This is a genomic window from Microbaculum marinisediminis (genome assembly GCF_025397915.1).
GTDB classification, from domain to species: Bacteria; Pseudomonadota; Alphaproteobacteria; order Rhizobiales; family Tepidamorphaceae; genus Microbaculum; species Microbaculum marinisediminis.
In genome coordinates, this window is sequence record NZ_JALIDZ010000007.1 from 100,255 (window position 1) to 125,390 (window position 25,136).

Here is a 25,136-nt window from a genome sequence, read left to right on the forward strand (position 1 = left end):
GGCGCAGGGAAGATATGATCCGCTTTGAAAGCAGGCCTACGGAGTATGCGATTTCGTGCTGCCGGATCCGAGGGGGGCGATGCTGACGGTGGCACGGGCCATAAGATCGCTACCGTTCGTCCGAACTGCCGGCGGTGCCCGTCAGTGGTTTCAGGCCTCGATCGAGCGATCGCCCGCCGATCGGCTGGAACGTCGTACATTCGCCGGCGAAGTCGGCCACCACGGCGGCAAGCGTCGCGGCGGCGTCGGCGGGATAGACCGCCCAGTACTCGACCGCCGGCAATCCCGGGTCTGTGCGCAGCGTCCGAAGCTTTCCCGCCGCGATCTCGGCTTCGTAGAGGGCGGGCGGCAGGGTGCTGATGCCGAGGCCCTGCAACGTCAGGCTCGCGATGGTGTGCAGGTTGTTGCACAGGGCAACGCGGCTGAGTTGGGCGCCGGCCTCGTGAAACCATCGCTCGGTGATCGCATAGAGGTTCGACTGCGTTGACAGCAGGATGATCGGCCAGCTGGCAATGTCGGCCGGCCCCAGCAGCCGCTCCGGAACCTGCAGGGCCGGGCTCGCCATCCAGGCGAAGGGCGCGCCCCCTAGATAGACCGAGCGCGACCGTGGCCGTTCGATCGGTCCGGGAAGCAGAACCACATCGAGCGTGCGCTCCTCGAACTTGCGCCACAGGGCGGCGGTCAGGTCGATGTCGAGTGCGACCGTGATCCCCGGATGACGCTTGTTGAGCTGCGCGACCAGCGCCGGCAGCCACGTCAGAGCCACCAGTTCGGCCACGCCGACGCGTACGGTGCCGGTGAGAACCGTCGGATCGCCGATCTGCCGGCGGATCGTCTGGTCCAGTGCCATCATCTGCTCGGCGTAGGGGATCAGGCCGCGTCCGCGGTCGGTCAGGCGTGCCCGGCGCCCGGACCGGTCGAACAGCGCGACCCCGAGTTGCGCCTCCAGTTCCTTTACGCGCAACGAGATCGTCGGCTGTGTGATGTGGAGGCGCTCCGCCGCCGCCGCGAAATTGCCCAGTCGGGCAATCCATAGGAATGCTTCGATCTGCCGTATGTTCATTCACATAGGAAAAATCAATCAAACACCATAATCAATTATAATTTGATCCGATAATTTATCCTCCTTAGCGTATTCCGATCGGACCGGGCTGTTGGTGCCCCGCAGTCGCGGGTCTCGGGAGGAATAATGCACAACGAAGAAAATACGCGGCCGTCACGCACGATCACGGGGGATCGCGTCAACCTTGCCGACATCGAGGAGCGGCTCGGAGCGCCCGCCAGTTACGATGGGCTGCGGGAGCATTTCCGCGTGGCGGTTCCGGAGAGCTACAACATGGCGGCCGACACGGTTCTGCGTCAGGCGGCCGGACCGCGCGCGCAGGCCGTGGCCCTGGTCTGCGAGCGGGAAGACGGCAGCGTCACGCGCCACAGCTTCGCCGAACTGGCGGAGGAGTCGGCGCGTCTTGCCACGCTCCTGCGCCGCCACGGCATCGGCCGCGGCGACATCGTCGCCTGCTATCTCGGCCAGGGCCTCGAGGCGGCGCTGACCTATCTGGCGGCGTTCCGGCTGGGGGCGGTGGTCGCGCCGCTTTCGCAGCTCTACGGGCCCGAGACGGTCCTCCATGCCCTGACCGATTGCGGTGCATCCCTGCTGGTCGCGGACGCCGCACTTTGGGCGCGGATCGCCGGCTTGCGGGCGCAATGCCCGGACTTGCGCAGCGTGCTTCTGGTCGGCGACGCCCCCGATGGAACCGTGTCGTTCGACGACTATCGGGCGATGCCGGCGGAATGGCCCTGGGTGCGGACGCGCGCCGACGAGCCGGCGCTGCTGCTCTACACCTCGGGTTCGACGGGGTTGCCGAAGGGCATTCTTCACGCACACCGGATCCTGCCCGGCTACCTCGCCTCCGTATCGCTGTTCTACGAACTGCAGATGGGCGATCCCGACAGGGTCCTCTGGACGCCGTCGGACTGGTCGTGGGTTGCCGGCATATTCAACGTCATGCTCACGGGCTGGTACTTTGGCCATACCGTCGTCGCCAGCCGCATGCGTTTCGATCCTGAAGGCGCCTTCGCGTTGATGCAGCGCCATGGCGTCACCCACTGCTTCCTGACGCCGACGGCCTTGAAGCGCATGGCTGCGATTCCGGATCCCAAGGCACGCTGGCAGGACCTGGCGCTGCGCGCGATCGGCACCGGCGGCGAACCGCTGCCCAGCGCCGTTCTCGAATGGGGCGATGCGGCCCTGGGCGTGCCGATCAACGAGTTCTACGGCCTGACGGAAGTAAATCATCTGATCGGCAATTGTCGTCGGCTCTATCCGATCCGCCCGGGCTCGATGGGGCGCGCGTATCCGGGCCATGAGATCGCGGTCATCGACGAGCAGGGCGATCCGGTCCCCGACGGCGAGGTCGGGGAGATCGCCGCGCGCGACGACGACCCGACGCTTTTCCTCGGCTACTGGAAGCAGCCGGAGCGGACGGCGGCGATGAAGAGCGGCCGCTGGGTCCGTACCGGGGACTTCGGGTCGCGCGATGCCGACGGCTATTTCTGGTATCGCGGGCGCAACGACGACCTGATCAAGAGCGCGGGCTATCGCATCGGTCCGGCGGAAGTCGAGGACGCCCTGGTGCGTCACGACGCGGTCGCCGAAGCCGCGGTGGTCGGCAGTCCCGATCCCGATCGCGGACAGATCGTCAAGGCGTTCGTCCGCCTGGCGTCCGGCTGGAGCGCCGACGACGCGCTGATCGGCGACTTGCAGGCGCACGTCAAGCGGTCGCTCGCCGTCTACAAATACCCCCGAGAGATTGAGTTCGTTGACGAATTCGCGTTGACCACCACCGGAAAGATCGATCGCAAGGTGCTGCGTCAGCGCGAGGTCGCGCGCAAAACGGCGGAAAGCCGATAAGACTGAACCCCATAATGGAGGAAGCCCTAATGCAGAAATTCCTGACTTCCGTAGCGGCCGTCGCCTTCGGCATCGTCGTTGCGAGCGGTGCGGTTGGCACGGCCGCCGCGAAGGTGACCTTGCAGATGAACCATCAGTGGCCGGCCAGCACGGCCGGGTCCAAGGTCGATCAGTGGTTCGCCGACGAGGTCGAGCGCCGCACCGACGGTGAAGTGAAGATCAAGATCTTCTGGTCCGAGGGCATCGCCAAGGCCCAGGAGGCGTTGACGCTGCTGCAGGACGGCGCCCTCGACATGGCGGCGATGTCGCCGGGCTATTTCCCCGCCCAGCTGCCCCTGCACGTGGCGCCCAATTCCATCCCGATGGCGATGGAATCGGTCGATCAGGCGAGCGAATTGATGAAGCGCCTGATGAGCGAGGTCCCGGCCTACGCGGACGAAGCCAGCGCGAACGGCATCAAGGCGCTGTTCTTCCACCACCTCAATCCCTACCTGCTGGTCTCGCGCGAGCCGATCGTGACGGTCGAGCAGATGCAGGGCAAGAAAATGCGCACCTGGGGCACCGACATGCCCCGAATGGTCGAAGCCGTTGGCGGCACCCCCGTTACCATGATGTTGCCCGAGATCTATGAGGGCCTGAGCCGCGGCGTGGTCGATGCGGCACCCTTCGCGGTCGACCTCGTGGTCAATTACAAGATCTTCGAAGTTGCCAAGAACGTCAGCGAGATCACCCTCTGGGAAGGACCGAGCTGGGGTGTCTGGATCTCGGAATCCGCGTGGGCGAAGCTGACGCCCGAACAGCAGAAGATCGTCGAGGAAGTCTCGATCGAGGCGATGGACCGTGACCGCGCCGCGGTGATCGCCGCTGGTGAGGAAGCCAGGCAGACCCTGGCCGAGAAGGGCGTTACCTTCCACACGTTCCCGGCCGAGGAGAAGGCGAAATGGCGCGCCGCGCTGCCCGACTTCTTCGAAGGCTGGATCCAGCAGATGGACGAGCAGGGCAAGGGCGACGCGGCCCGTCAGGCGGTCGCGATCTGGAAGGAAGTGGTGGCCGACTGAGCCGCCAGCCGCATAGACCTCACCCCCCGGTCAGCGCTGCTGTCCGGGGCGGTGAGCCCCGCTTGCCCCTTTTTTGGAATCTCAGGTGAGGCGATGACACGTTCGCTCTCCGCGCTCGAGCGCATCCTGCGCCGCTGCAATCGGCTCTTCGCTGTTTCCTCCGGCATCGCACTGCTTGCCATGATGCTGGTCGGCGCGATCGACGTCGCCGGTACCAGCCTGTTCAACCAGCCACTGCCGGGGACCTTCGAGGCAACCGAGACGCTGATGGTGGTCACGATCTTCCTGGCCCTGGGCCTGTCGCAGCAGCGCCGCACCCACATCAGCGTGGAGGTCGTCGTGAAATGCATGCCGGTCTGGATGCAGCGGCTGTCCGGCCTCCTCGCCGCCGGGCTTAGCCTGCTGTTCTTCGCCCTGATCGCGTGGTTCGGCTGGGAGGCGGCGGCCAGGAGCTACGCCGTCGGAGAATTCTCCTCGGGGATCGTCAATTTTCCGATCTGGCCCGCGAAGGGGGCGCTTGCCCTGGGCGCCAGCCTGATGGCGGCGCAATGCCTCTGGGACATGGGGGTCGCCGTCGTGCGCGGTCCCGCCGATATCGACGGCCTTGGCGCCGTGGAGGCCGACTGATGGACACGCTCACACTCGGCTACCTCTGCGTCGGCGCGCTCTTCATCCTGCTGGCGCTCGGCGTGCCGGTCGGGGTGGCGATGGGCATGCTCGGAATCGCCGGCATGTACTTCGGCTTCGGAGAGGCCTTCGCCTTCGGACAGCTTCGTACGCTGCCTTTCGCCGTCGTCGGCAACTACGCCTTCGCGGTGCTGCCGCTGTTCGTGCTGATGGGGGTGCTGGCGGAAGCGGCCGGCATCACTGGACAACTGTTTCATGCCGCCGACCTCTGGCTGCGCCGCCTCCGGGGTGGGCTCTACCAGGCGGTGGTCGTGGGCTCGGCGATGTTCGCCGCGGTTTCCGGCTCCACCATCGTCAACGCGGTGGTCTTCACCCGCCTCGCGTTTCCGCAGATGGTCCGCTACGGCTACTCGCGCAGCCTCGCGATCGGTTCCATCGCGGCCTCGGGAAGCTTTGCCGCGATGATCCCGCCGTCGATCACGATGGTGATCTACGCGATCATCACCGAGCAGTCGGTCGGCAAGCTGCTGATGGCCGGTATCTTCCCGGGCATTCTCACCGCGGTCGTCTATCTCGCCGGCATCGCCCTGCTGGTGCGCCTCAAACCGTCGCTGGCGCCGGAAATCACCGATCAGCCGAGCCGTCGCGAGCGCATCACCGCGTTACGTGGGGTGACGCCGGTCATCGCGTTGATCGCGCTGGTGCTGGGCGGCATCTACTTCGGCTTCTTCCCGCCGTCCGCCGCCGGTGCGGTCGGGGCGTTCGGTGCCTTCGCCATCGCGGTCATGCGACGTTATCGCGACGGCATCGGCTGGCTGGGCGAGACCCTGCGCGATGCGGCGTCGATCAGCTGCATCATCTTCATCATCCTGATTGGCGGGCTGATCTTCTCGCGCATGCTCGTCGTCTCGGGCGTCATCGACGGCTTCGTAGACCTGGTGAACACCTTCGCCGGCTCGCCGGTGCTGTTCATGATCTTCGTCTCGCTGATGTACCTCGCGCTCGGCTGCTTCCTCGACACCACCTCGATGCTGGTCGTCACATTGCCGTTCGTCTTCCCGGCGGTCGATGCATTGGCGATCGACCCGATCTGGTTCGGCATCGTGCTGGTCAAGCTGATCGAGATATCGGTCATCACGCCACCCGTCGGCATAAACCTCTTTGCGGTGCTCGGCGCGGTTTCCGGACAGGCCCGGTTCGGCGACGTGGTTCGCGGCGTGGCGCCGTTCCTGCTGATGGAGCTGCTGGTTCTGGCGCTGCTGATCCTGTTCCCGGCGATCGCCACCTGGCTGCCCGAGCAGATGATAGCCGGTTAAGGGGGGCGGACAGCATGGATGCGCGACCGCTCATTCTCGGCGGCGATATCGTTCCCTTCCGCCGTTACAAGGATGGAACCGGACTGCGCGACTGGGTGCGCCGCGCGGTCGCCGGTGCCCTGACGGACGCGGCGATCGAGGCAGGGGATATCGATGCGGTGATCACCGCTTCGGAGACCGACTTCCTCTCGCTGCAGCTGGTTCCCGGGCCGCAGCTGCTCGACGAGGTGGGCCTCGGCGGCCGGCCGGTGATGCGCGTGGAAAGCGGCGGGGCGAGCGGCGGCAACGCGCTGCGTGCGGCCGTGATGCACGTCATGTCCGGCCTTGCGCGGCGCGTCCTGGTGATTGGCTACGAGCACGCCGCCAGCCACCTGGCGGGCGATGACGTCCGCCTGCTCTACGGCCTTTCGTTCGACGCCGACCTGGAAGGCTGGGCGGGCGCCACCGCGACGATGCTCTATGCCCTCTCGATCCAGGATCATATGAACCGGTTCGGGACCACGGCCGAGCAGCTTGCCGCTGTCTCCGTCAAGAACCACGGCAACGCGCGCTTCAATCCCTGGGCGCACAAGCCGATGGCGCTGGAGATCGCGGACGTCCTGGAGTCCGAGGTCGTCAACACGCCCTACCGACGGCTCGACTGCAGCCTCATCAGCGACGGGGCCGCGGCGCTCGTGCTGGCCCACCCGGACGCGGCGCCGGCGCGGTCGGACCGTCCGCGAAGCCGCATTCTCGCCAGCGCCTGCGCCTGCGACGCAGCGCGCCTCGGCGACCGGCCCGAGCCGGGTCTCTTCCGGGGCAAGGCCAACGCCGCGGCGGAGGCATACCGAATGGCGGGAATCCGCGAGCCCGCGCGCGAGATCGAGGTCGCGGAGCTATACGATTCCTACACCGGCGCCGAAGTCCAGGCGATCGAGGCCCTGGGTCTCTGTCCGGACGGCGAGGCCGGGTCTCGCCTGGTGGCGGGGGAGTTTTCCGCCGACGGTCGACTGCCGGTCAATCTCTCCGGCGGTCTGATCGGTCAAGGCGGCGCGCCGGGCGCGGTCGGCCTGGCCCAGGCGATCACCGTCGCGCGCCTGCTCGAAGGCCGGTACTGGCCCGAGTCGCAGAACGGCCGGCCCTACCGGCGCGGCCTTGTCGATTGTCATGCCGGGGTCGCCACGGTCAACGTCACCCATGTCCTCGAAAGGGTTGAGCCATGAGCGCCGACGCGGCCAGCCCGCTTTCTCAGGCCGCCGGCAACCTCGTCGTCGACCTGGGGCTTTCGCTGTCCTACCGGCACGGCTTCGGTGATCTGTCGCCGTTCTTCAAGGCCCTGCTGGAAGGCCGGGCATTGGCAAGCCGTTGTCCGGCGTGCGGCGACGTCCGCTATCCGCCGCGTCTCGTCTGCCCCCGTGACGGGACGGCGACACAATGGCAGGCCCTGTCTGGCGAGGGCAGCCTGACGGCATTCACGATCGGGCGTTGCCGTTTGCCGCTTGGGCAAGATGAACGCGACCACATCTTCGGCGAGGTTGCGATGGATGGCGCGAGCAATCGCGTATTCGCCCGGATCGCGGCAGCGGCCGAGCAACTCCAGCCCGGCGTGCGCGTGCGCCTCGCGCCGCCCGCGGCGCCACCGCCGCCGCATCCGATCCAAGCCCTGATCTTCATTCCGATCTGATGGGAAATCCATGACCGACATCCGTAGTTTTTATGCCGACGTTGCGGCGTGTTCGAATCTCCGTTGGGATGAAGCGGAAGGGCGATACGTCATCGCCATTCCGGAAAAGGCGAACATCGCGGCCGACACCATCGGTCGGCACGCCCAGGGGGCGGCACGCGACAAGATCGCGCTGATCTACGAACACGAGGACGGGTGCGTCGAGGAGCTGAGCTTCGCCGATCTCGATACGCGCGCGAACCGCCTGGCGGTGGCGCTGCGTCGCCTCGGAGTCGGCAAGGGCGACCCTGTGGCGGTCCACACCGGCCAGCGGCCGGAAACCGCGATCGCGCACATGGCGATCTACAAGCTCGGCGCCGTGGTGCTGACCCTGTCGCAGCTCTACGGGCCCGATACCCTCGGACACGTGCTGACGCACTCCGGCGCGCGCGTGATCCTCACCGAGACGGCGTCATGGTCGCGCCTCGGTCTCGATCCCTTCGCCACCGGGCAGCTGGAGCATGTCATCGCCATCGACGAGGCCGGACCGGGAATGCTGGCCTATGCCGATTGCCTGCCGGAAGACGATGGCGGCTTCCGGCCGGTCGAGACGGCCGCCGACGATCCGGCATTGCTGATGTACACCTCCGGATCGACGGGCCTGCCCAAGGGATTGCTGCATAGCCACCGGGTGCTGCATGCCTACCTGCCGACCGTGGCGATGTTCTACGACCTGGAACTCGATCATCCCGATGCACGCTTCTGGAGCCCGGCCGACTGGGCCTGGGTGGGCGGGCTTCTGGACCTCGTGCTGCCGGCGTGGCTGGCCGGCCAGACCGTGGTGGCCAGTCAGCACCGCTTCGATGCCGAATGGAGCTTCGACTTCATGGCGCGGCATCGCATCACGCACAGTTTCATGACCCCGACGGCGCTGAAGCGTCTCGCGGAAACCGCGAAACCGCGCGAACGCTGGGATCTGGCCCTGCGCGTCGTCTGCACCGGCGGCGAAAGCCTGCCGGGCGAGATCGTGCGCTGGGCGGAACGCGAGCTCGGCATCACCTGCAACGAGTTCTATGGCCTGACCGAGTTCAACCATCTGGTCGGCAACTGCCGCAGGCTCTACGAGATCAAGCCGGGATCGATGGGGCGGGCCTATCCGGGCCGGGTGGTCGCGGTGATCGACGACCAGGGCAACCCGGTGCCGGACGGCGAGGTCGGCGAAATCGCGGCGCGCGACGACGATGCAACGCTGTTCCTCGGCTATTGGGGCGACCTGGGCGTTCCGGAGCGGCTGCGGGTCGGGCGCTGGCTGCGCACGGGCGACCTCGCCCGGCGGGATGGCGAGGGCTACTTCTGGTATCAGGGCCGCAACGACGACCTGATCAAGAGCGCGGGCTACCGCATCGGCCCGGCCGAAGTCGAAGACACGCTGCTGCGTCATCCCAGGGTCGTCGAGGCGGCGGTGATCGGCAAGCCCGATCCGGATCGCGGTGCCATCGTCATGGCCTACGTCAAGCTGGCCGACGGGGCGGAAGGCTCGGACGAGATCAAGCGGGAGCTTCAGGCCTTCGTGAAGACCAATCTCGCCGCCTACAAGTACCCGCGCGAGATCGCCTTCGTGTCCGCCTTTCCTCTGACCAGTTCCGGCAAGATCCGCCGCAACGAACTGCGCCGCCTGGCAACGCAGGACGCATGAGCCCGGCGGTTCGGCGCGGGCCCTGGGGGGCGGTCGGACTGGCAGCCCTGCAGGTACTGGGGCTTGGGTCGCTCTATGCCTGGAGCGTGCTGATCGGGCCGGTCCAGGCGCGTTTCGGCGTCGGCCGGACCGAAACCGGGCTGGTGTTCGCGCTGGCCATGGCGGTCTTTACCGTGGCGGTTCTGCTCGGCCCGCGTTGCATCGCCGGTCGCCGCCCGCCGTATGTCGGCGCGTTCGCCTGTGTCGCCGGTGCGGCCGGTCTCGGGTCGGCGGCCCTGGCGCCGACCTTTCCACTGTTCCTGATGGCGTATGCCGGACTCTTCGCCGCGGCGAGCGGGCTCGGATATGCCGCCGGACTCCAGATCGCCGCCGGTAGCGGTTTGGCCAGGACGGGCCTGGCCACCGGCGTGGTGGTCGCAAGTTACGCCCTGGGTGCGGTGACGCTCGGCCCGGCGATGAGCGTCCTGGGCGATGCGTTCGGCCTGGCCGTGGCACTCGCCCTGCCGGCTTGCATGCTTGTCGTGATCGCCGGGGGCACCGCCGCCCTGGGCGCGTTGGCGCCAGCCACGACGACGCCAAAGGGCCCAATTTCCCGGGAGCGGGATGTAGCGGGTGCGCTGGGGCGCGAATTGCCATCACCGCCCGCCGGCCTGATTGCCCTGCTCTGGTTCGCCTTCGGCTGTGGCGCCGCCGGTGGCCTGATGGCGATCGGCCATGCCGCCGGCATTGTCGCGGCGGCCGGCGGAACCGCCGCCGTGGGCGGTCTGGCGGCTGCCGTCATCGCAACCGGCAATGCCTCCGGGCGTCTCGCCTGCGGCCCGATCGCCGACCGCTTCGGTCCGCGGCCGGTCCTGGTGGCGGCGGCGTTCGGCGCGGCCGCCGCGATCGGCGTGATGGCCTCGGTCTCCGATGTCGCGGTGCTTCTGGTCTCGCTCGGCGTGATCGGGGTGAGCTACGGCATGATGGCGACCGGCTATCCGGTCGCCGTGCAGCGGTTCTTCGGCGCCGCGCGCTTCGGCGTCGTGTACGGGCGGGTCTTCACCGCCTGGGGGCTCGCGGGCCTGACCGCGCCCTGGCTCGCCGGTTGGATATTCGACCGAAACGACGATTATCGACCGGCCCTCGTGATCGCTTCGGCCGCTGCGTGTCTCTCCGCCCTGGCCGCGTCACGGATTCCCCGGTAACCGGAGAACCCGCCGGGACCCGGCCGGGATCCGGGTGGTCGCGGCGACCATGTCCGCCGCGAACGCTCATTCACCGGTTTCACGGTCCAGCAGGTAGGTCGCGATCGCGTTCAGATCGTCATCCGTGAGGAACGACGTGCTGTCGCGAACGACCTCGCCCATGGTTCCGCCCAGCGCGTCGCCGTCCGGTGTCACACCCAGTTTCAGGCCGGTGACGATGGCATCCGCGTCCCAGCCCGCTTCGGAAAGGGCCGTCGGCGTGATCGGAGGGGAGCGGTCGCCGCCCGGAAGGTCGCGGCTGCCCGCGTAGGCCTCGCTCGTGACCAGCCCTCCGAGCAGGTTTCGGGGGGTGTGGCACGCGGCGCAGTGTCCGGGCCCGCGAACCAGGAAAGCCCCGCGGTTCCATTCGGCGCTGCGCGACGGGTCGGGCGCAAAGCGGCGTGGCTCTAGATGCCAGGCCCGCCAGAGTTTCAGGCCCGGCCGGAAGCTGAATGGAAAAGCGATTGCCTGGGGGGGAGCGGGCCGTGCGACCGGCGCGACGGTTTGGAAGGCGGCGTAGAGGTCGGCCACGTCCTGGTCGGAGAGATTTGCGTAGAATTCGTACGGGAACGCGGGATAGTACGGACGGCCGTCCGGCGAAACCCCGCGACGAACGGCGGTGGCGAAGTCGCCGAGCGACCAGCTACCGATCCCATGCTCCTTGTCGGTCGTGATGTTCGGGGCGCGGAACGCCCCGAAACTGGTCTTGATCGCCGGCCCGCCGGCCAGCGGCGGGCCGCCGTTCGCGAAATCGGTGTGGCAGCCGATGCATCCCGACGCGCGGGCCAGATAGGCCCCGCGGGTTGGATCGCCGACGACGGTCCCGTCGATCGCCGGTCCACGATCCAATGGCCAGGCGAGAAGGGCCGCGAGCCCGGCGCCACCGGCCAGGACAAGCGTACCCACAGCAACAATGATGCGGCGCATTGTTCAGTTCTTCTCGGCCCGGAAGCGCGTGTGGCAGGACGAGCACGTCTGGGTGATCATCCCGAAAACCATGCCGGGCGGCATCTGGCCAAGGTCTTCCGCGGCGTGCTGCGGCATGGCGCCGGTCGCCCCCCCGGAACCCATCATGCCCTGACCCATCATTCTTTGGCCCATCATGTCTTGACCGGAGCCGCCCATCATCGTGCCCTGCTGGCCCATCATGCCCGCGCCTCCGGGCATGGCATCGCGCGGATTGTCGGCCGCCGCCGCAAGCCCGGCACCGAAGGTTTCGAGCTGATCGGCCAGGGCCTGGAATGTTTGCCAATCGGTCCAGATTTCGGGCTTTGCCTCGGACGGCGGGTCGAAGGTGCCTTCCGGGAAGAGGGCCGTCATGGTGGCCCCGCCGTGGTCCTTGACGGTATTGGCCAGGGTCCGGACTTTGGCCGGGTCGTAGGGTGCCTTGCCGGTGAACATGGGGGTCAACTGCTTCATTGCGTCGCTGAGCATCTTCATGTGGCCCATGCGTTCTCCAACGATGCCCGTCGCTCCGGAATGGGCGAACACGCTCGCGGACACGGCGGCGCCGGCTACGATGACCCCCGCGAAAATTGCGGTCTTGTAGAGCTTCATCTGCGCTCCTCCTGATTTGCGCTATCGATCCTGGATGGGTAGCCCTGCGCTACCCTGGGATCAGGCGCGTGGAGGAGGTGTGTCCACCGGGGCGAAGACGCCGGTGTAGCGCTGGTCGGCCATGGAATTGATGTTCGCCGACAAAGCGACCGGGGTGGCAAAGACGGTCGGCATCGCGGAAACGCCGGCCTGCGCGCAGTGGCTTGTCGATACTTCGGAATAAGGTATGGACGAACCGCCGCCCGGCTCGGAACCGCATGTGTCGGCCGCTACCGGGCAGTGCCCGGAAGCGATCGTGCCCGCCTCCGCGTGGTCCGTCGCCTGGTCATGCGACGCCCATTCGTGCGCCTGCGCTGAGCCGGCAAAGACGACGATCGCGAGCGTCAGCAGCCCTGCAAGGGTCGGGGCGCGGAACCACGGAAATGCGGTGTGTCGTGCCATCTGCCTTCGATAACGAACGGGCGGACGATTATCAACGTGCACCCCCGAGACGTCACTGTATCGTGAAGTGAGGCGAAAAATTGATAGGCGACTAATCCGGCGGCGGCGCGCCGCCGCCGGGAGGCGTCGTCACTCCTTCTCGATCTCGATCACGGTCAGGTCGCCCCGGATCCGGTCGGCCCGGAACTGGATCTGATCGCCGACAGCGACGGTTTCGATCATCGCCGGATCGGCGACCTTGAACACCATCATCATCGGGTGGTCCATGCCGATATGCGGCATTGCGCCGTGGCGGATCGTCAGCTTGTTCTGGGCATCGTCGATCTTGGTGATCTCACCTTTCACCATCGGGATGTCCTGCGCGAGGGCGGGGGCGACAGCGAACTGGGCCGTCAGGCCCAGCAGTGCGGCGGCGAGGGTTGCGGGCATACGCATTTTTGATCAGCTCCTTTTGTGGTGATCGTCGTGGCTGGATTTTGGTGTCGGCTCCGAAGCGCCAGGCGCCTGAGCGGCATCGGGCGTGTCTCCGGTCCACTCGTAGGCGACCGTGCCGGGGGGGTGGTCGAAGTCGCCGGGGTCGGAATAGTCGCCGGCGGCAAGCCCCTCCCGCACCTTCATGACCGAAAACATCCCGCCCATCTCTATCGGTCCGAACTGCCCCCAGCCGGCCATCATCGGCAGGGTGTTGTCGGGGAGTGGCATCGACATTTCGGCCATCTCGCCCATCCCCGTCGCGCCCATGGGCATGTAGTCCGGAACCAGTTTGCGGATCTGCTCGGTCGTCAGACGCTTGTCGGCACCGATGAACGTTTTGACGTCATGGCCCATCGCATTCATGGTGTGATGCGACTTGTGGCAGTGGATCGCCCAGTCGCCTTCGTGGACCGCGTCGAACTCGTAGGCCCGCATCGCGCCGACCGGGATGTCGATCGAGACCTCCGACCATCGCGCTTCCGGCGCAACCCATCCGCCGTCCGTTCCCGTCACGGCGAAATCGTAGCCGTGCATATGAATCGGATGGTTTGTCATGGTGAGGTTGCCGACGCGAACGCGGACCCTGTCGCCCTTTGCCGCCACCAGCGGATCGATGCCGGGGAAGAGGCGGCTGTTCCAGCACCACAGATTGAAATCCGTCATCGTCATGATGCGCGGCACGCGCGCACCGGGGTCGATGTCGAAGGCGTTCAGCAGGAACACGAAGTCGCGATCGACGCGGTGCTGCTGCGGGTCTCTGGGATGGACCACGAAGAAGCCCATCATGCCCATCGCCATCTGCACCATCTCGTCGGAATGCGGGTGGTACATGAAGGTGCCCGACTTCGCGAGCTGCCATTCATAGACGTAGGTCTTGCCCGAGGGGATGTGCGGTTGCGTCAGCCCGCCGACCCCGTCCATGCCGCACGGCAGGATCTGTCCGTGCCAGTGGATCGTCGTCTTCTCCGGCAGCTTGTTGGTGACGAAGATGCGCACCTTGTCGCCTTCCACCGCCTCGATCGTCGGACCGGGCGACTGGCCGTTGTAGCCCCAGAGGTTGGCCGTCATGCCTTCGGCCATCTCGCGTTCGACCGGCTCCGCGACGAGATGGAACTCCTTCCAGTCGCCGTTCATCCGCCATGGCAGGGTCCAGCCGTTCAGCGTGACGACAGGGTTGTAGTCCGGGCCTGACGTTGGATGCAGCGGCGGCTGCATCGTCGCCTCTGTCATTACCGGCGCTTCGGGCAGTCCGCGCGAAAGCGCCGGTGCCGCGATGGCGGTCATGCCCAGCGATCCAACGGCGCTCCCGAGGAAGCCGCGACGTGTGATCGTATCGTTCATGATGCGTCCTCCTGCGTGTGCCTAGTGGTCGCCGCCGCCGGCCCCGGCGGCGGCCGAAGCCATGTCCCCGGGCGCGGCGTCGCCCGGTGCGCCGCCGACCAGGGCGACATCGAGGTCGACCGTGGCCAGCCAGTAGTCGCGCAAGGCTTCGCTTGCGGCGACGTTCGACTGGATCGCCGCGCGGGCATCGTTGATCAGATCGGTGACGTCTTCGATCATGCCGTTGTAGCGAAGCAGCGACTCTTCCGAGACGATGCGGCGCAGTGGCACGACTTCGTCGCGATAGAGCCGTGCGATGTCGTAGGTCGCGCGATGGACCTGATAGGCTTCGCGCGCCTGCGAGCGCGCCTCGACGCCGCGTTCCGCGAGCTTGTTGAGAGCCAGCAGATAGGTTTCCCTGGCACGCCGGACCTTGGTTTCGCCGAAGTCGAAGATCGGGATCTCCAGCGCGACCTCGAAGCCCGGGCGGTTCGTGGTCTCCGTGTACTCCACGCCGTCCTCCAGAACGAACTCGTCCTCGGTGACATAGATCGCGCTCAGCTCCGCGAGATCGATGAACCGTGTCGCCTCTTCCAGCTCAAGCGACTTGGCGAGGGCGTCCAGTTCGAGACGCGCGACCTGTACGTCGAGGCGCCGCCGCAGGGCCTCGACCTCGATATCCTCCGTCGTGGCCGGTCTGGCCGGCAACGGCGGCAAGCGTCCGGTTTCCTTCAGCCGGTCCAGATCCTGGCCCCAGAGGCCGAGGACCCGGTTGAGCGTCTCGGCCTCCCGGGTGTGCGCGACCTTCGCTTTGGCGAGCTGGGCGGCGACTTCGGCGTAGAACGCCTGTTCGCGGGCCTGGTCTATCTTCGTCGCGGCGCCCGTGCGGCCAAGTTCGGCAAGAAGCTCGGACGTTGCGTTTGCCGAGAGCCGAGCCTGCTCGAGCAGATGGACGCTCTGGTGCGCGGCGGCGGTGCGGTAGTAGGCACGCCTGGCCTCCGCGCCGACCCGCAGGGTCTCGAGCGCCGCCACGTACTGGGCCTGCCGAAACCGCGTCCGGGCGATCTCCGAGCGTTGCGGCAAGGTCGCAAGCGCCAGGATGTTGACGATGATCTGCCGCTCGATCTCGGTGGGCAGGCCGCCGGCCGCGATCCGGCCGATCGATATGGTGGGATTGGGCGGCAGGCTTGCGGCGACCATGTCTGTTTCCGCGAGCCCGAGCTCGTTGTAGGCCGCCTGCAGCCCGCGATTGTTCAGCAGCGCGATACGGACCGAACGATCGGCGTCCAGCGGCTGCTGCAACAGGTCGCGAACCAGGGCCTGCGATTGGGCCGCGGTATCCGCGTCGCGTATGACCGTCGGGCGCGCGTCCAGCTCGCCGACCACGGCCGTTTCGACGAAGGCGAGGCCGCCGTCTTCGGAATAGGTCGCGCACCCGGATAGAAGGCCCGCGAGCCCGATCGGCAGAATTGCCCGGTAGCGCCGTTTCATTGGTCACCACCCCCCGGCGCGACGCGCCGATTGAGCTGCGGCCAACCTTGCGGCTCCACGGGCCGGCGGGTCTGGTAGCCGTCCAGGACCGGACGGTAGGCCACGCGCGCGCTTTCCTGACGCGGATCGCTCGCGTCGCGTATTCCAAGATCGGGGGCGGCGGAACAGCCGATCAGCAGCGCGCCGACCGCACCCAGCAACAAGACTTTCATCGATGAACTCCCAACCAATCCGGCAGGCGCGCCGGACCGCTTTCAGCAGGCGGAAAAGGTCTGCGCGGGGCGGCCGTTCTCGCGGCTAGGAGCCGGAACGAGAGCCGTTGTCGCGCAGGCGATTGGTCAGGAAAGGCGGGGTGGGCGTTCCGAGGCGGGCACTGGAACGGGCGCGAAGTTCACCGGCGAAGACGCCCCGTATCCGCGCGGAACGACAGCCTGCCTTATGGCAATATCCGGCTCGATCGTTCCGACTGTCTGGCACATGGACGGGCAGCAACTCCCGTTTTCGTCGGCGCCAACAGGTGATTCCGAACGGTCGCAGCCGCCCGTGCCCTGGAGCGCGGTGGCGTCGCTCTTGTCTGCCGACATGTGCATTGCGTGAGCGTCGGTCGGCTGAACCGGTCCGCCTGCCATGTGGGCGGGCATCGCCATCGCGCTGGCGACGGCCGAGACCTGGACCGCACTCGAGGCGATCCAGACGGCGATCAGCAGCAGATATGTCAGCACCCGTGCCATGCTTAATTCAATGCACCAACACCTGGTCGTTCGCAAGCGAATTGCCGCTGCGGCGAACACATCCTCGCGAGCAGGCCGGATTCCGGCGGGGATCGGCGGCAATTTTCGGCGTTTCGGCGGTGGATAGGGAAGACGTGGCGCACCCGAGAGGATTCGAACCTCTGACCTCTGCCTTCGGAGGGCAGCGCTCTATCCAGCTGAGCTACGGGTGCTTCGAGCGCCGAATGCGGCGGAACATAGTGTATTGCCGCGGCCGCTGCAATTGCCACGGGACGGTTTGATCGCATTGTTTTCGCGGTCAGTCCCGAGGCGCCCCGGGGCCGCCCGGTTCCGCGCTCGAAAGGGCCGATCGGCGTACGGCGTCCATGAGCCGCGAGGCGTCGCCGTCCCATTCGCCGCACCAGTGGTGCTTGTCCGTGGTCGGGAATTTCTGGACGACCGTGCCCGTCTGCGGGTTCATGTAGATACCCGGCGGATACCGATGGCAATGGCCGACGGTACCGGAAGAAGAAGCGCTGTCGAGCTGCCAGTAGACGCAGCGGGAGCACAGGGGATGCAGGTGTTTCATGCCGGCACTCCATTCCTTCGCTCGGGGCCATTCCTTCGCTCGGGGCAGTATCCGGCAGAACGATGAAAAAAGTATTCGGCTAAATTCTATGGCGCGCCGAGCGCCGCGGCGATTCGAGCGACGTAGTCGCCGGCCCGCTCGGCGTCGTGGTAGATCCCGAAACCGATGCGCAGCCTATCGCGGCGATAGTCGACGACGATGTTGTCCGCCATCAGCCGGTCGTGGATCGCGGCGGCGTCGGGCGTGCGAAACGTGAGGAAGTGGCCCATCGCGTTTCGGCCGGGGCGGCGCAGCAGCAGGGCCGGATCGAGGCCGGCGACGGGGCGGTCGGCGAGGGCGATGAGGAAGGCGTCCAGAACGGCGCGCACATGGGTGTCGATATCGGCCACCGAAAGACCCAGTCCGTCCAGCCAGTCCATCACCGCGTTGAAACGATAGAGGCCGGTGGGATCGAACGTCGCGCCCAGGAACCGGCCGCCGTCCGGGGCGTAGCCGACCTGATCGGCCCGCGATCCGATCGCGCCGAAGGCGGCGTACCAGCCGGTGTCGCGCGGGCGCGGGGCGTATCCTGGCGGACAATGCAGGAAACAGGCGCCCTCGCCGGCCATGGCGTACTTGTAGCCGCCGGCCATGTAGAAGGCGCGCCCGGCGATGGCGGACAGGTCGGTCGGCCGTGCCATGAAGCCGTGATAGCCGTCGATGACGACAAGCGCCGCGTCGTCGGGCACGGCGCCCATGATCCCGGCCAGGTCCTCGACGACGAAGCCGGAATCGAAGAACACCTGGCTCAGGAATACGAGGTCGTAGCCGCCCGCCGAGGCCGCCTGGCGAAAGCGGGCCTCGAACGTGCCGAACGGTTCGGCGGGAACGCGGGTCACCGCCACGATCCCATCCTCCTCCAGGCGTGCGGTCTGGCGGGTGAAGGAATGGAACTCGGCGTCGCTCGTGAGAATGCGCGCCGGCCGCTCAGCGGGCAGGCAGGACAGCAGCCGCCGGACGAAGTCGAACGTATTCGGGGCGATCGCGATCGTCTCCGGATCGGGCAGGCCGAGGTGTCGCGCGACATGGCGCTGGAAGGCCGGCACGATCTCGCCGAACACATGGTCCCATTTGCGGTCGGCGAGCGCGATTGCGTCGCGCCAGGCCTGCGCCTGCGCGGCTTCGGTAACGTCCGGCCAGGCATGGTGACTGTGGGCGGCGAGATGCAGCCGGTCCGGATCGGCCGCGAAGAACCGCGAGAAATGGTCGGCGTAGGGCATGTCTTGCTCGCCGCTCAAGCGGATTCGGAGGCGCCGGATCCGGCCGGCGCATAGGCGAGGGACATGGCGCGGCGCACCTCGTCGGGCAGCGGCGGGCGCGCCCGGCTCGGCATCAGGAAGGTCGCGAGCGCGAACAGGTCGGAGAAGATCCGGTGCCGCTCCACCGTCTTGTGCAGGTAGCTGTGGCCGGACGAGCCGCCGGTGCCGAGCTTGCGGCCGATCATCCGCTCCACCATCAGCGCATGGCGGAAGCGCCAGGTGGTCAGCGTTTCGTCGACGTCCATCAGCAGGCTGAGGAACCGGAAGGGCACCTGCAGCGCCGGCTCGTCGCGATAGAGATTGATGAACAGGGCGGCGAGCACCGCGCCGCGTCCCATCCGCCAGCCGGGCGCAGCCTCGGCCAGGTCCGCGGGCGTTCCGGAGAACAGCGCGTCGAACCGGTCGAGCTCCTGCTCCAGCGCCTTTACCTGGGCCGCGCGCTGGCTGTCGCTCAGCGCCGCGCTCCTCTCCGCATAGGCGATGTCGCCGCGCACCGCATCGGCGACGGCGGAGCGATAGGCCTCGCGGAAACGCCAGCCCGCGGTCTCGACGAAGGGGACGCGCGACAGCCACGTCTCCACCAGGTCGAATACGCTGCGCGCCCGTTCCTGGTCGAGGATGCGCGTCTGTTCGCGTTCCGTCAGGCGTTTCTCGAAGGGCTGGTCCTCGAAGGCGTAGCGATCCTCGCGGCGCAGGCCGAGGCGCACCTCGACCGCGCGGAACTGCGCGCTCTGGAAGCCGGACGCGGGATAGAGCAGATCGCGGAAATCGAGAAAATCGAGCGGCGTCATCGTCTCCAGGAGGTCGATCTGGCGCACGCCGAGCCGCAGCACCTCGACGATGCGGGCAAGGCCGTTGGCGGCGGCGGCCACGTCGCGGTCGTCGACCCAGTCGCCGGCGAAGATCGCCTCGATCCGGTCGATCTCGAACAGGATCTGCTTGAACCACAGCTCGTATACCTGGTGGACGATGATGAACAGCATCTCGTCATGCGCTTCGCGCCCGGCCGCCGCGCTTTCGGGCACCTGTGCGTTCAACAGGACATCGAGCTTCAGGTAGTCAGCATAGGAAACGGGCTTGTTCACCATCTGGATGTCTCCCACCAGGGACGGCCTTAAGGCTTGTCGGGTCTAGGCCTTCGGATAGTCATGCCGGCTCTGCCGCGATGGCCGGTCGCAGATCGAACCAGGGCCGCGCCGCTTCGAGCTGGGCGGCGAGTTGCAGCAGCGTGCCGTCTTCGCCGTAGCGGCCGACGACCTGCACGCCGATCGGTAGCCCGTGTTCGCTCCACGAAAGCGGCAGGCTGATCGCCGGCTGTCCCGTCGCGTTGAACGGCCCGGTAAACGGGGCGAGGCCGAACAGCTGACCGAGGATCCCGTCCGCATCGGGTTCGTCCGTCGCGTGGACGCCGAGCTTCGGCGGCGGGGCGCTCAGGGTCGGCGTCACCAGAATATCGTAAGTCTCGAAAAAGGCGGCGAGGCGACGCACCTCGCGGTTCATGACGGCCATTGCCTGTATGAACTCGGGCAGCGTCGTCGCGCGGCTGCGGGCGATGACGGCATGCGACATCGGCTCGAGGTCGTCTTCTCCGATCGGGCGTCCGCGCTGCCGCGCCCAACCATCGGCAAGCGGCGCAAGCTGGCCGATCAGTACGGTCATCATCGCGTCGATGAGCGCCGTGTGGTCGAACGCGGGCCTCGCCTCCTCGACGCTGTGGCGCAGATCGGCGAGTGTCCTGGCCGCGTCGTCCACCGCCCTGGCGCAGTCTGGGTCGACGGGGGTGCCGTCGAACCGGGTCGCCAGGACACCGATGCGCAGCGTCCTCGGCGGCTCGTCGATCAGGTCTCGGAACGGCTTCTGCGGGCGCGGCGAGAAGAACGGGGCGCCGACATCGGGTCCCGCGGTGACGTCGAGGATCGCGGCGCAGTCGCGCACCGTGCGCGAAACCGCGTGCTCGTGGCCGATGCCGTGATTGCCGTCGCCGCGATGGGGGCCGTAGGGATTGAGCCCGCGCGTCGGCTTCAGCCCGACGAGACCGTTGGCTGACGCGGGGATCCGGATCGAGCCGGCCGAGTCCGTGGCGTGTGCCGCCGGCAGCATGCCGCTTGCCACCGCCGCGCCGGCCCCGCCGCTCGAGCCGCCGGCACTGTGTTCGCGGTTCCAGGGGTTCCGGGTCGGACCGTAGGCGCGCGGTTCGGTCGATACGTTCAGGCCGAATTCCGGTGAATTGGTGCGGCCGAGAAAGACGAAACCGGCGGCGCGCAGGCGCGCGACAAGCGCCGAATCGAAGTCGAAGACCATGCCCTGGAACAGGCGGCTGCCATTGGTCAGCGGCATGCCTTTCACGGGTGCGTGCAGGTCCTTGATCAGATAGGGTACGCCGTGGAACGGCGCGCGCCCGTCGCGCATCTCCAGGTCGTCGAGCGCGGCCTCGTAGCATTTATAGATGACGGCGTTTAGCGCCGGATTGAGCGCCTCGATGCGGGCGATCGCGGTCTCGACCGCCTCCCGGGGCTGAACCTGGCCGGCGGCGATCAGCTCTGACAGGCCGACGGCGTCGAGGCTTTCCCATTCGGACGTCGAAAGCATGGCTACCCCCTGTCTGGCCCGCCCGGCTTCACGGCGTCCCCGTCTTCGCTGGCATCGTAGTCTGCGCCGTCACCAGTCTCAAAGCGTAGTGTGCCGGTAAAGGTCTTGGCCATCCATCGGCCAAACGGCACTTCGGCTCGGCAATGCTCGTTGCATGGCGAGCGAACCCGTAGGCGCGCCGTCGTCACCTCCCGATATGGAAATGATGGATAAACAAACTGAACCCGAATTATCGAGACCCCGAACGGGAGTTCAACGGGCGCGCTCTATTCGAAAGCCGATGATTCTGATCGGAAAACCTAGACTCCGGCGTGCCGGGCAACCCATTGAATATATAGCCGGTTTTAGGCTTCCTGGGTGGGTCTACATAACGGCTCCGACCACCCACGGGACGAACTCGTTGTCGCCGTAGCCGAAGATTTCGCTTTTGGTTCTTTCGCCGGATGCAACGGCGATCATCGCTTCGAAGATCGTCTGGCCCGCATCCTCAAGAGACTGTTCGCCATCGATGATGCCGCCGCAGTTGATGTCTATATCCTCCGACATGATTTCGTACATCGGGGTGTTCGAGGCGATTTTTATACAAGGGGCGGGCTTGAAGCCCGATGTCGATCCCCGACCGGTCGTAAAACATATCAGATTGGCCCCGCCCGCCACCTGGCCGGTAACGGCGACCGGATCGTTGCCGGGGGTATCCATGAAGACCAGACCCTTTTCCGTGACCGGTTCGGCGAACGCGTAGACCGCGTTCACCCGGGAGCTGCCGCCTTTGGCGACGGCGCCGAGCGACTTCTCGAGAATTGTAGTCAGGCCGCCCGCTTTGTTGCCATGAGAGGGATTGTTGTCGAGAACGGCACCATTGCGTTCGGTATACTTCCGCCACCATTCAATCCGGGCAAGGAGAGCCTGACCAATTTTCGGCGTCGCGGCGCGGCGTGTCAGCAGGTGTTCCGCACCATAAATTTCCGGCGTCTCGCTGAGAATGGCTGTGCCGCCATCCGCGACCAGGAGGTCGCATGCTTTCCCCAGGGCGGGGTTTGCCGAGATGCCCGAATAGGCATCGGATCCGCCGCATTGGAGGGCGACCACCAGGCTCGACAAGGGCTGCGACGTTCGCCGGTCCCGGTCGACGACCGTAAGCATATCCTCAACCGCAGCTATGGCTTTCTCTATCGTCTTTCGGGTGCCCCCGACATCCTGGGTATTGAACATTCGGAGCCGGTCGGATGGTTGCAGCCCGTGCTCATCCATCATCAGGGCGATCTGGTTGGTTTCACAGCCCAGGCCGATAAAGATCGCGCCGCCGACATTGGGATTGCGCGCATATCCGGCGAGCGTGCGGGTGAGGTAGGTATAGCCCTCCGCATAGCCGTTGCTCGAACAGCCGCTTCCATGTGTAAACGCGACCACGCCGTCGACATTGTCGTAGCGTGCCATGATGTCGGGATTCTTGAAGTGTTCGGCGACGGCCCGGCACACGGTGGCCGAGCAGTTCACTGAAGAAATGACGGCCACATAATTGCGTGTTCCGACCGCGCCGGACGCTCGCTGGTATCCCAGGAACGATTTCCGATCGGCGAACGCAACGGGACCGATCTGTCTGGCATCTAAGGAAAACTCGTACTCGGGATTGACCTCGAGCATCTCGAGATTGTGGACGTGCACATGAGCGCCGGGCTCTATGCCGGTCTTGGCGACGCCGATTACCTGCCCGTATTTCAGGACTCTGTCACCGGGGGCGATTGATCCGATCGCAATCTTGTGGCCGAAGGGTATGTCTCCAGCTGCCTTCGCGTCGATCTCGAGCAAGGTTTCGCCGGCGGAAATATCCCGTCGCGCAACGCCGACATTGTCGCAATCGTCGAGGATGAGAATAGAAGGCGCGTTGGGAAGCATCGCTCGACCGTCCGGCGTTGTAGAAGATTGCTGCAAGGGCGGTTTGCCGTGCGGGTTCCTAAAGGCTCCGCACGGCAAACGCGGGAGTGGTCTGACGGCGCAAAGTGTTGCGCAGCGGCTTGCCAAATGCGGGAACGTCGATCTCGAAGATGTCGCCATCCCGCGTTTCTATGCCATGGGCACAGCTCAATATCGGCGCACCGAAGAAATAGGCATGCAGATCGCCCGGCCGGCGGAACATGTCATAGCGGAAATGATAGTGCTCGAGATTGGCGATCGAGTGGGACATGTTCTGTTCGCCGCTTGCGAATTCCCCCTCCCACAAGACACTCCCGTTTCGGATGACCCTCACGGTGCCGCGAATGTCCTGAGGAAGATCCCCCACGAACAGTTCGGGGCCGAAGGAACACGCGCGCAGTTTGGAATGAGCGAGGTAGAGGTAGTTTTGCGCCTCGGTCACCTGATCGGAAAACTCGTTGGAGATCGCGTAGCCGATACGCCACGGGGTGCCGTCCCGACCAATGATGTATAGGCCTACGATCTCGGCTTCCTCGCCTCCCGCCAAGGCGAAAGCCGGCATCGGCATGTCCTCTCCCGGCGGAACTACGCTGGTGCCGGTGCCCTTGTAGAACCATTCGGGTTGAACTCCGATGCCACCGTCGCGCGGTTTGCCGCCTTCGAGGCCCATCTTGAAGATCTTCATGGAGTCGGTGAGGTCGCCGTCTCCGTCGCTATGGGCCAGCTCATGCATCCTGTCCCGAGCCTGCGCGCTTCCGATATGGGTAAGCCCCGTTCCCGTCAGCCAGAGGCGGTTGGGTTCTTCGTGATCGAGAGGCGGCAGCACACGGCCACGGGCAAGCAGGTCATCGAGTTCAAAGAGCGCGCCTCTTTCCTTCTCTCCGATTTCCTCGGCGAGACCGTGGCCGTTGTCGATAGCCGATGCGGCGAGTTCGCGGACGGTTGCTGCTGCGGCGAGAGCGGACAGGGTATGGCCGTCGTTTGAAACGATGCCCACGCGACGTTGCCCTTCATCGTCGAGAAACTGAACAAGGCGCACTGACGAAACTCCTGTTGGGGACAAGGCGGCCGTGCCGCCGGAAGCGGGCGAATTCAAAGGGGAACGACGGACGTGTTGATCTCGACACCCAGGCCGGGCTTGTCTTCGACATACATGTATCCGTCACGTACTTCGGGCGCGCCTGTCACCAGTTCTCCAAGAAAGGTGTCACCGTCCCTTCCGTGATGCGGAAAATGCTCGATCAACGGTATGCCGATATGGGACATGACGAGATGAACGTTATGGATGTCCGGGGCATGAGGAACGACGGGAAGATTGAAAGCCTGGGCAAGCGCGACGATTTTCCTGGCTTCGGTGAAACCACCGCAGCGATTCACGTCGAGCTGCACTATGTCGACGCAGCCGTTGGCGATGAGTTGCTTGAAGCCGTAACGGGTGAATTCATGCTCGCCGCCGGCGATCGCGATCTTCGTGGCCGAGCGTAAACGCGCGTACCCGTCATAATCCTCGGGAATCAGCGGTTCCTCTAGCCAGGCGATATCATAGGGCTCTAGCAGCGGGAGCATCTCCAGCGCGTACTGGAGCGTCCAGCCCATATAAGCATCGGTCATCAGCTCCATGTCGTCGCCGATCGCTTCACGAAGCCTGCGCACCATTTCGACATTCCGGCGCATGCCCGCGCGGCCGTCACGGGGGCCCCAGCCGAAGCGCATCTTCATGGCGGTGAAACCTGCCTCCCGGTACCCCTTGGCCATGTCGACCACTTGGTCGAGGTCGTCCATCGCGTAGCCGGCACTGGCATAGGCACGAATTTTCTCGCGCGTGCGGCCGCCCAGAAGGTCGAAAACCGGGCGCTGCGTGGTCTTGCCCATGATGTCCCACAGCGCGATGTCCAGGCCGCTGATGGCTTCGAGCACCAGCCCCTTGCGGCCGATATTGATCGTGCTGCGGAACATCATTTCCCAGACCAGCTCTACATCGAAGGCGCTTCGGCCCAATACCAAGGGAGCCAGTCTGGTTTCGATGATGCTCGCAAGGGCCTCGGAGCCGAGGCCGACGATCCCCAGGCCGGTCATGCCGTTTTCGGCGGTTACGCGGACGATGACGGCGAAAACGTCTTCTCCGGACGCGGAAATCGGCTTGTTGAACAGGCCCATCGCGCCAACCAGCGTCCTGTCGCCAGCCTCATAGAGCGCATCCATTGGGCTGGTGCTCCACCAGGCGGGATTGGTCCACGTAGGTTCGGGGATTCGAATGGCCTCAACCCGGGCAATTTTCAC

At 66.1% G+C, this 25,136-nt stretch carries 24 protein-coding genes and 1 tRNA gene; 9 read left to right on the plus strand and 16 right to left on the minus strand.

Going from position 1 to position 25,136, the window contains the following annotated elements; genetic code table 11:
* Positions 1-109: 109 nt before the first annotated feature.
* Positions 110-1,063, minus strand: a complete 954-nt coding sequence (locus tag MUB46_RS15965) for a LysR family transcriptional regulator (RefSeq protein WP_261616927.1) — start codon at positions 1,061-1,063, stop codon at positions 110-112.
* Between the two features lie 126 nt (positions 1,064-1,189).
* On the opposite strand from MUB46_RS15965, the gene MUB46_RS15970 reads away from it, so the two are divergent.
* The 8 genes from MUB46_RS15970 to MUB46_RS16005 all read left to right on the plus strand — a co-directional run bounded on the left by MUB46_RS15970 (position 1,190) and on the right by MUB46_RS16005 (position 10,434).
* A complete protein-coding gene (locus MUB46_RS15970; RefSeq protein WP_261616928.1) occupies positions 1,190-2,911 on the plus strand; it encodes an acetate--CoA ligase in 1,722 nt (573 codons plus the stop codon).
* A gap of 29 nt (positions 2,912-2,940) precedes the next feature.
* Positions 2,941-3,969, plus strand: a complete 1,029-nt coding sequence (locus MUB46_RS15975; RefSeq protein WP_261616929.1) for a TRAP transporter substrate-binding protein — start codon at positions 2,941-2,943, stop codon at positions 3,967-3,969.
* Positions 3,970-4,062: 93 nt separating this feature from the next.
* Entirely contained in the window at positions 4,063-4,596 is a 534-nt protein-coding gene (locus MUB46_RS15980; RefSeq protein ID WP_261616930.1) for a TRAP transporter small permease, read from the plus strand.
* Positions 4,596-5,912 carry a TRAP transporter large permease gene (locus tag MUB46_RS15985; RefSeq protein WP_261616931.1) on the plus strand — a complete coding sequence of 439 codons (1,317 nt, stop codon included), beginning with the start codon at positions 4,596-4,598 and terminating at the stop codon, positions 5,910-5,912. The genes MUB46_RS15980 and MUB46_RS15985 overlap by 1 nt, the downstream gene beginning before the upstream one ends.
* Positions 5,913-5,926: 14 nt before the next feature.
* Complete coding sequence (locus MUB46_RS15990; protein WP_261616932.1) at positions 5,927-7,114, plus strand: thiolase family protein; 1,188 nt, start codon at positions 5,927-5,929, stop codon at positions 7,112-7,114.
* Positions 7,111-7,575, plus strand: coding sequence for a Zn-ribbon domain-containing OB-fold protein (locus tag MUB46_RS15995; RefSeq protein ID WP_261616933.1), 465 nt, complete (start codon positions 7,111-7,113; stop codon positions 7,573-7,575). Before MUB46_RS15990 ends, MUB46_RS15995 begins: the two co-directional genes overlap by 4 nt.
* A 10-nt stretch (positions 7,576-7,585) precedes the next feature.
* Complete coding sequence (locus MUB46_RS16000; protein WP_261616934.1) at positions 7,586-9,250, plus strand: acetate--CoA ligase; 1,665 nt, start codon at positions 7,586-7,588, stop codon at positions 9,248-9,250.
* The gene (locus tag MUB46_RS16005; protein WP_261616935.1) at positions 9,247-10,434 is read left to right on the plus strand and encodes an MFS transporter; all 1,188 of its coding nucleotides are present in this window, start codon (positions 9,247-9,249) and stop codon (positions 10,432-10,434) included. The genes MUB46_RS16000 and MUB46_RS16005 overlap by 4 nt, the downstream gene beginning before the upstream one ends.
* A 66-nt stretch (positions 10,435-10,500) precedes the next feature.
* Here the strand turns inward: MUB46_RS16005 and MUB46_RS16010 are convergent, their stop codons facing one another.
* The 7 genes from MUB46_RS16010 to MUB46_RS16040 form a co-directional block, all read right to left on the minus strand.
* Positions 10,501-11,400 (minus strand): cytochrome c, encoded by a 900-nt coding sequence (locus tag MUB46_RS16010; protein ID WP_261616936.1) that lies wholly within the window; start codon positions 11,398-11,400, stop codon positions 10,501-10,503.
* A 3-nt stretch (positions 11,401-11,403) separates the two neighbouring features.
* A complete protein-coding gene (locus MUB46_RS16015) occupies positions 11,404-12,030 on the minus strand; it encodes a c-type cytochrome (RefSeq protein WP_261616937.1) in 627 nt (208 codons plus the stop codon).
* Positions 12,031-12,090: 60 nt separating this feature from the next.
* Positions 12,091-12,471: a hypothetical protein gene (locus MUB46_RS16020; protein WP_261616938.1), complete on the minus strand. Its 381-nt coding sequence runs from the start codon at positions 12,469-12,471 to the stop codon at positions 12,091-12,093.
* A 129-nt stretch (positions 12,472-12,600) separates the two neighbouring features.
* The gene (locus MUB46_RS16025) at positions 12,601-12,906 is read right to left on the minus strand and encodes a copper-binding protein (protein WP_261616939.1); all 306 of its coding nucleotides are present in this window, start codon (positions 12,904-12,906) and stop codon (positions 12,601-12,603) included.
* Positions 12,907-12,912: 6 nt separating this feature from the next.
* Positions 12,913-14,286 carry a multicopper oxidase family protein gene (locus tag MUB46_RS16030; protein WP_425256277.1) on the minus strand — a complete coding sequence of 458 codons (1,374 nt, stop codon included), beginning with the start codon at positions 14,284-14,286 and terminating at the stop codon, positions 12,913-12,915.
* A gap of 21 nt (positions 14,287-14,307) precedes the next feature.
* Positions 14,308-15,756 (minus strand): TolC family protein, encoded by a 1,449-nt coding sequence (locus tag MUB46_RS16035; protein WP_261616940.1) that lies wholly within the window; start codon positions 15,754-15,756, stop codon positions 14,308-14,310.
* Entirely contained in the window at positions 15,753-15,968 is a 216-nt protein-coding gene (locus MUB46_RS16040) for a hypothetical protein (protein ID WP_261616941.1), read from the minus strand. The genes MUB46_RS16035 and MUB46_RS16040 overlap by 4 nt, the downstream gene beginning before the upstream one ends.
* Before the next feature lie 415 nt (positions 15,969-16,383).
* Between MUB46_RS16040 and MUB46_RS16045 the strand changes: the two genes are divergently transcribed.
* Complete coding sequence (locus tag MUB46_RS16045) at positions 16,384-16,614, plus strand: hypothetical protein (protein WP_261616942.1); 231 nt, start codon at positions 16,384-16,386, stop codon at positions 16,612-16,614.
* Between the two features lie 8 nt (positions 16,615-16,622).
* On the opposite strand, the gene MUB46_RS16050 is transcribed toward MUB46_RS16045, so the two are convergent.
* The 8 genes from MUB46_RS16050 to MUB46_RS16085 all read right to left on the minus strand — a co-directional run bounded on the left by MUB46_RS16050 (position 16,623) and on the right by MUB46_RS16085 (position 25,058).
* Positions 16,623-16,699: transfer RNA gene (locus MUB46_RS16050), tRNA-Arg, on the minus strand.
* Positions 16,700-16,785: 86 nt separating this feature from the next.
* Positions 16,786-17,055: a hypothetical protein gene (locus MUB46_RS16055; protein ID WP_261616943.1), complete on the minus strand. Its 270-nt coding sequence runs from the start codon at positions 17,053-17,055 to the stop codon at positions 16,786-16,788.
* Between the two features lie 86 nt (positions 17,056-17,141).
* A complete protein-coding gene (locus MUB46_RS16060; RefSeq protein ID WP_261616944.1) occupies positions 17,142-18,314 on the minus strand; it encodes an aminotransferase class V-fold PLP-dependent enzyme in 1,173 nt (390 codons plus the stop codon).
* 14 nt (positions 18,315-18,328) lie between these two features.
* Complete coding sequence (locus tag MUB46_RS16065; protein ID WP_261616945.1) at positions 18,329-19,441, minus strand: tryptophan 2,3-dioxygenase; 1,113 nt, start codon at positions 19,439-19,441, stop codon at positions 18,329-18,331.
* Between the two features lie 58 nt (positions 19,442-19,499).
* Entirely contained in the window at positions 19,500-20,942 is a 1,443-nt protein-coding gene (locus tag MUB46_RS16070) for an amidase (protein WP_261616946.1), read from the minus strand.
* A gap of 363 nt (positions 20,943-21,305) precedes the next feature.
* The gene (locus MUB46_RS16075; protein ID WP_261616947.1) at positions 21,306-22,838 is read right to left on the minus strand and encodes a UxaA family hydrolase; all 1,533 of its coding nucleotides are present in this window, start codon (positions 22,836-22,838) and stop codon (positions 21,306-21,308) included.
* Positions 22,839-22,896: 58 nt separating this feature from the next.
* Positions 22,897-23,895 carry an AraD1 family protein gene (gene araD1, locus MUB46_RS16080; RefSeq protein ID WP_261616948.1) on the minus strand — a complete coding sequence of 333 codons (999 nt, stop codon included), beginning with the start codon at positions 23,893-23,895 and terminating at the stop codon, positions 22,897-22,899.
* A gap of 53 nt (positions 23,896-23,948) precedes the next feature.
* Positions 23,949-25,058, minus strand: coding sequence for an enolase C-terminal domain-like protein (locus MUB46_RS16085; protein WP_261616949.1), 1,110 nt, complete (start codon positions 25,056-25,058; stop codon positions 23,949-23,951).
* Between the last annotated feature and the right edge of the window lie 78 nt (positions 25,059-25,136).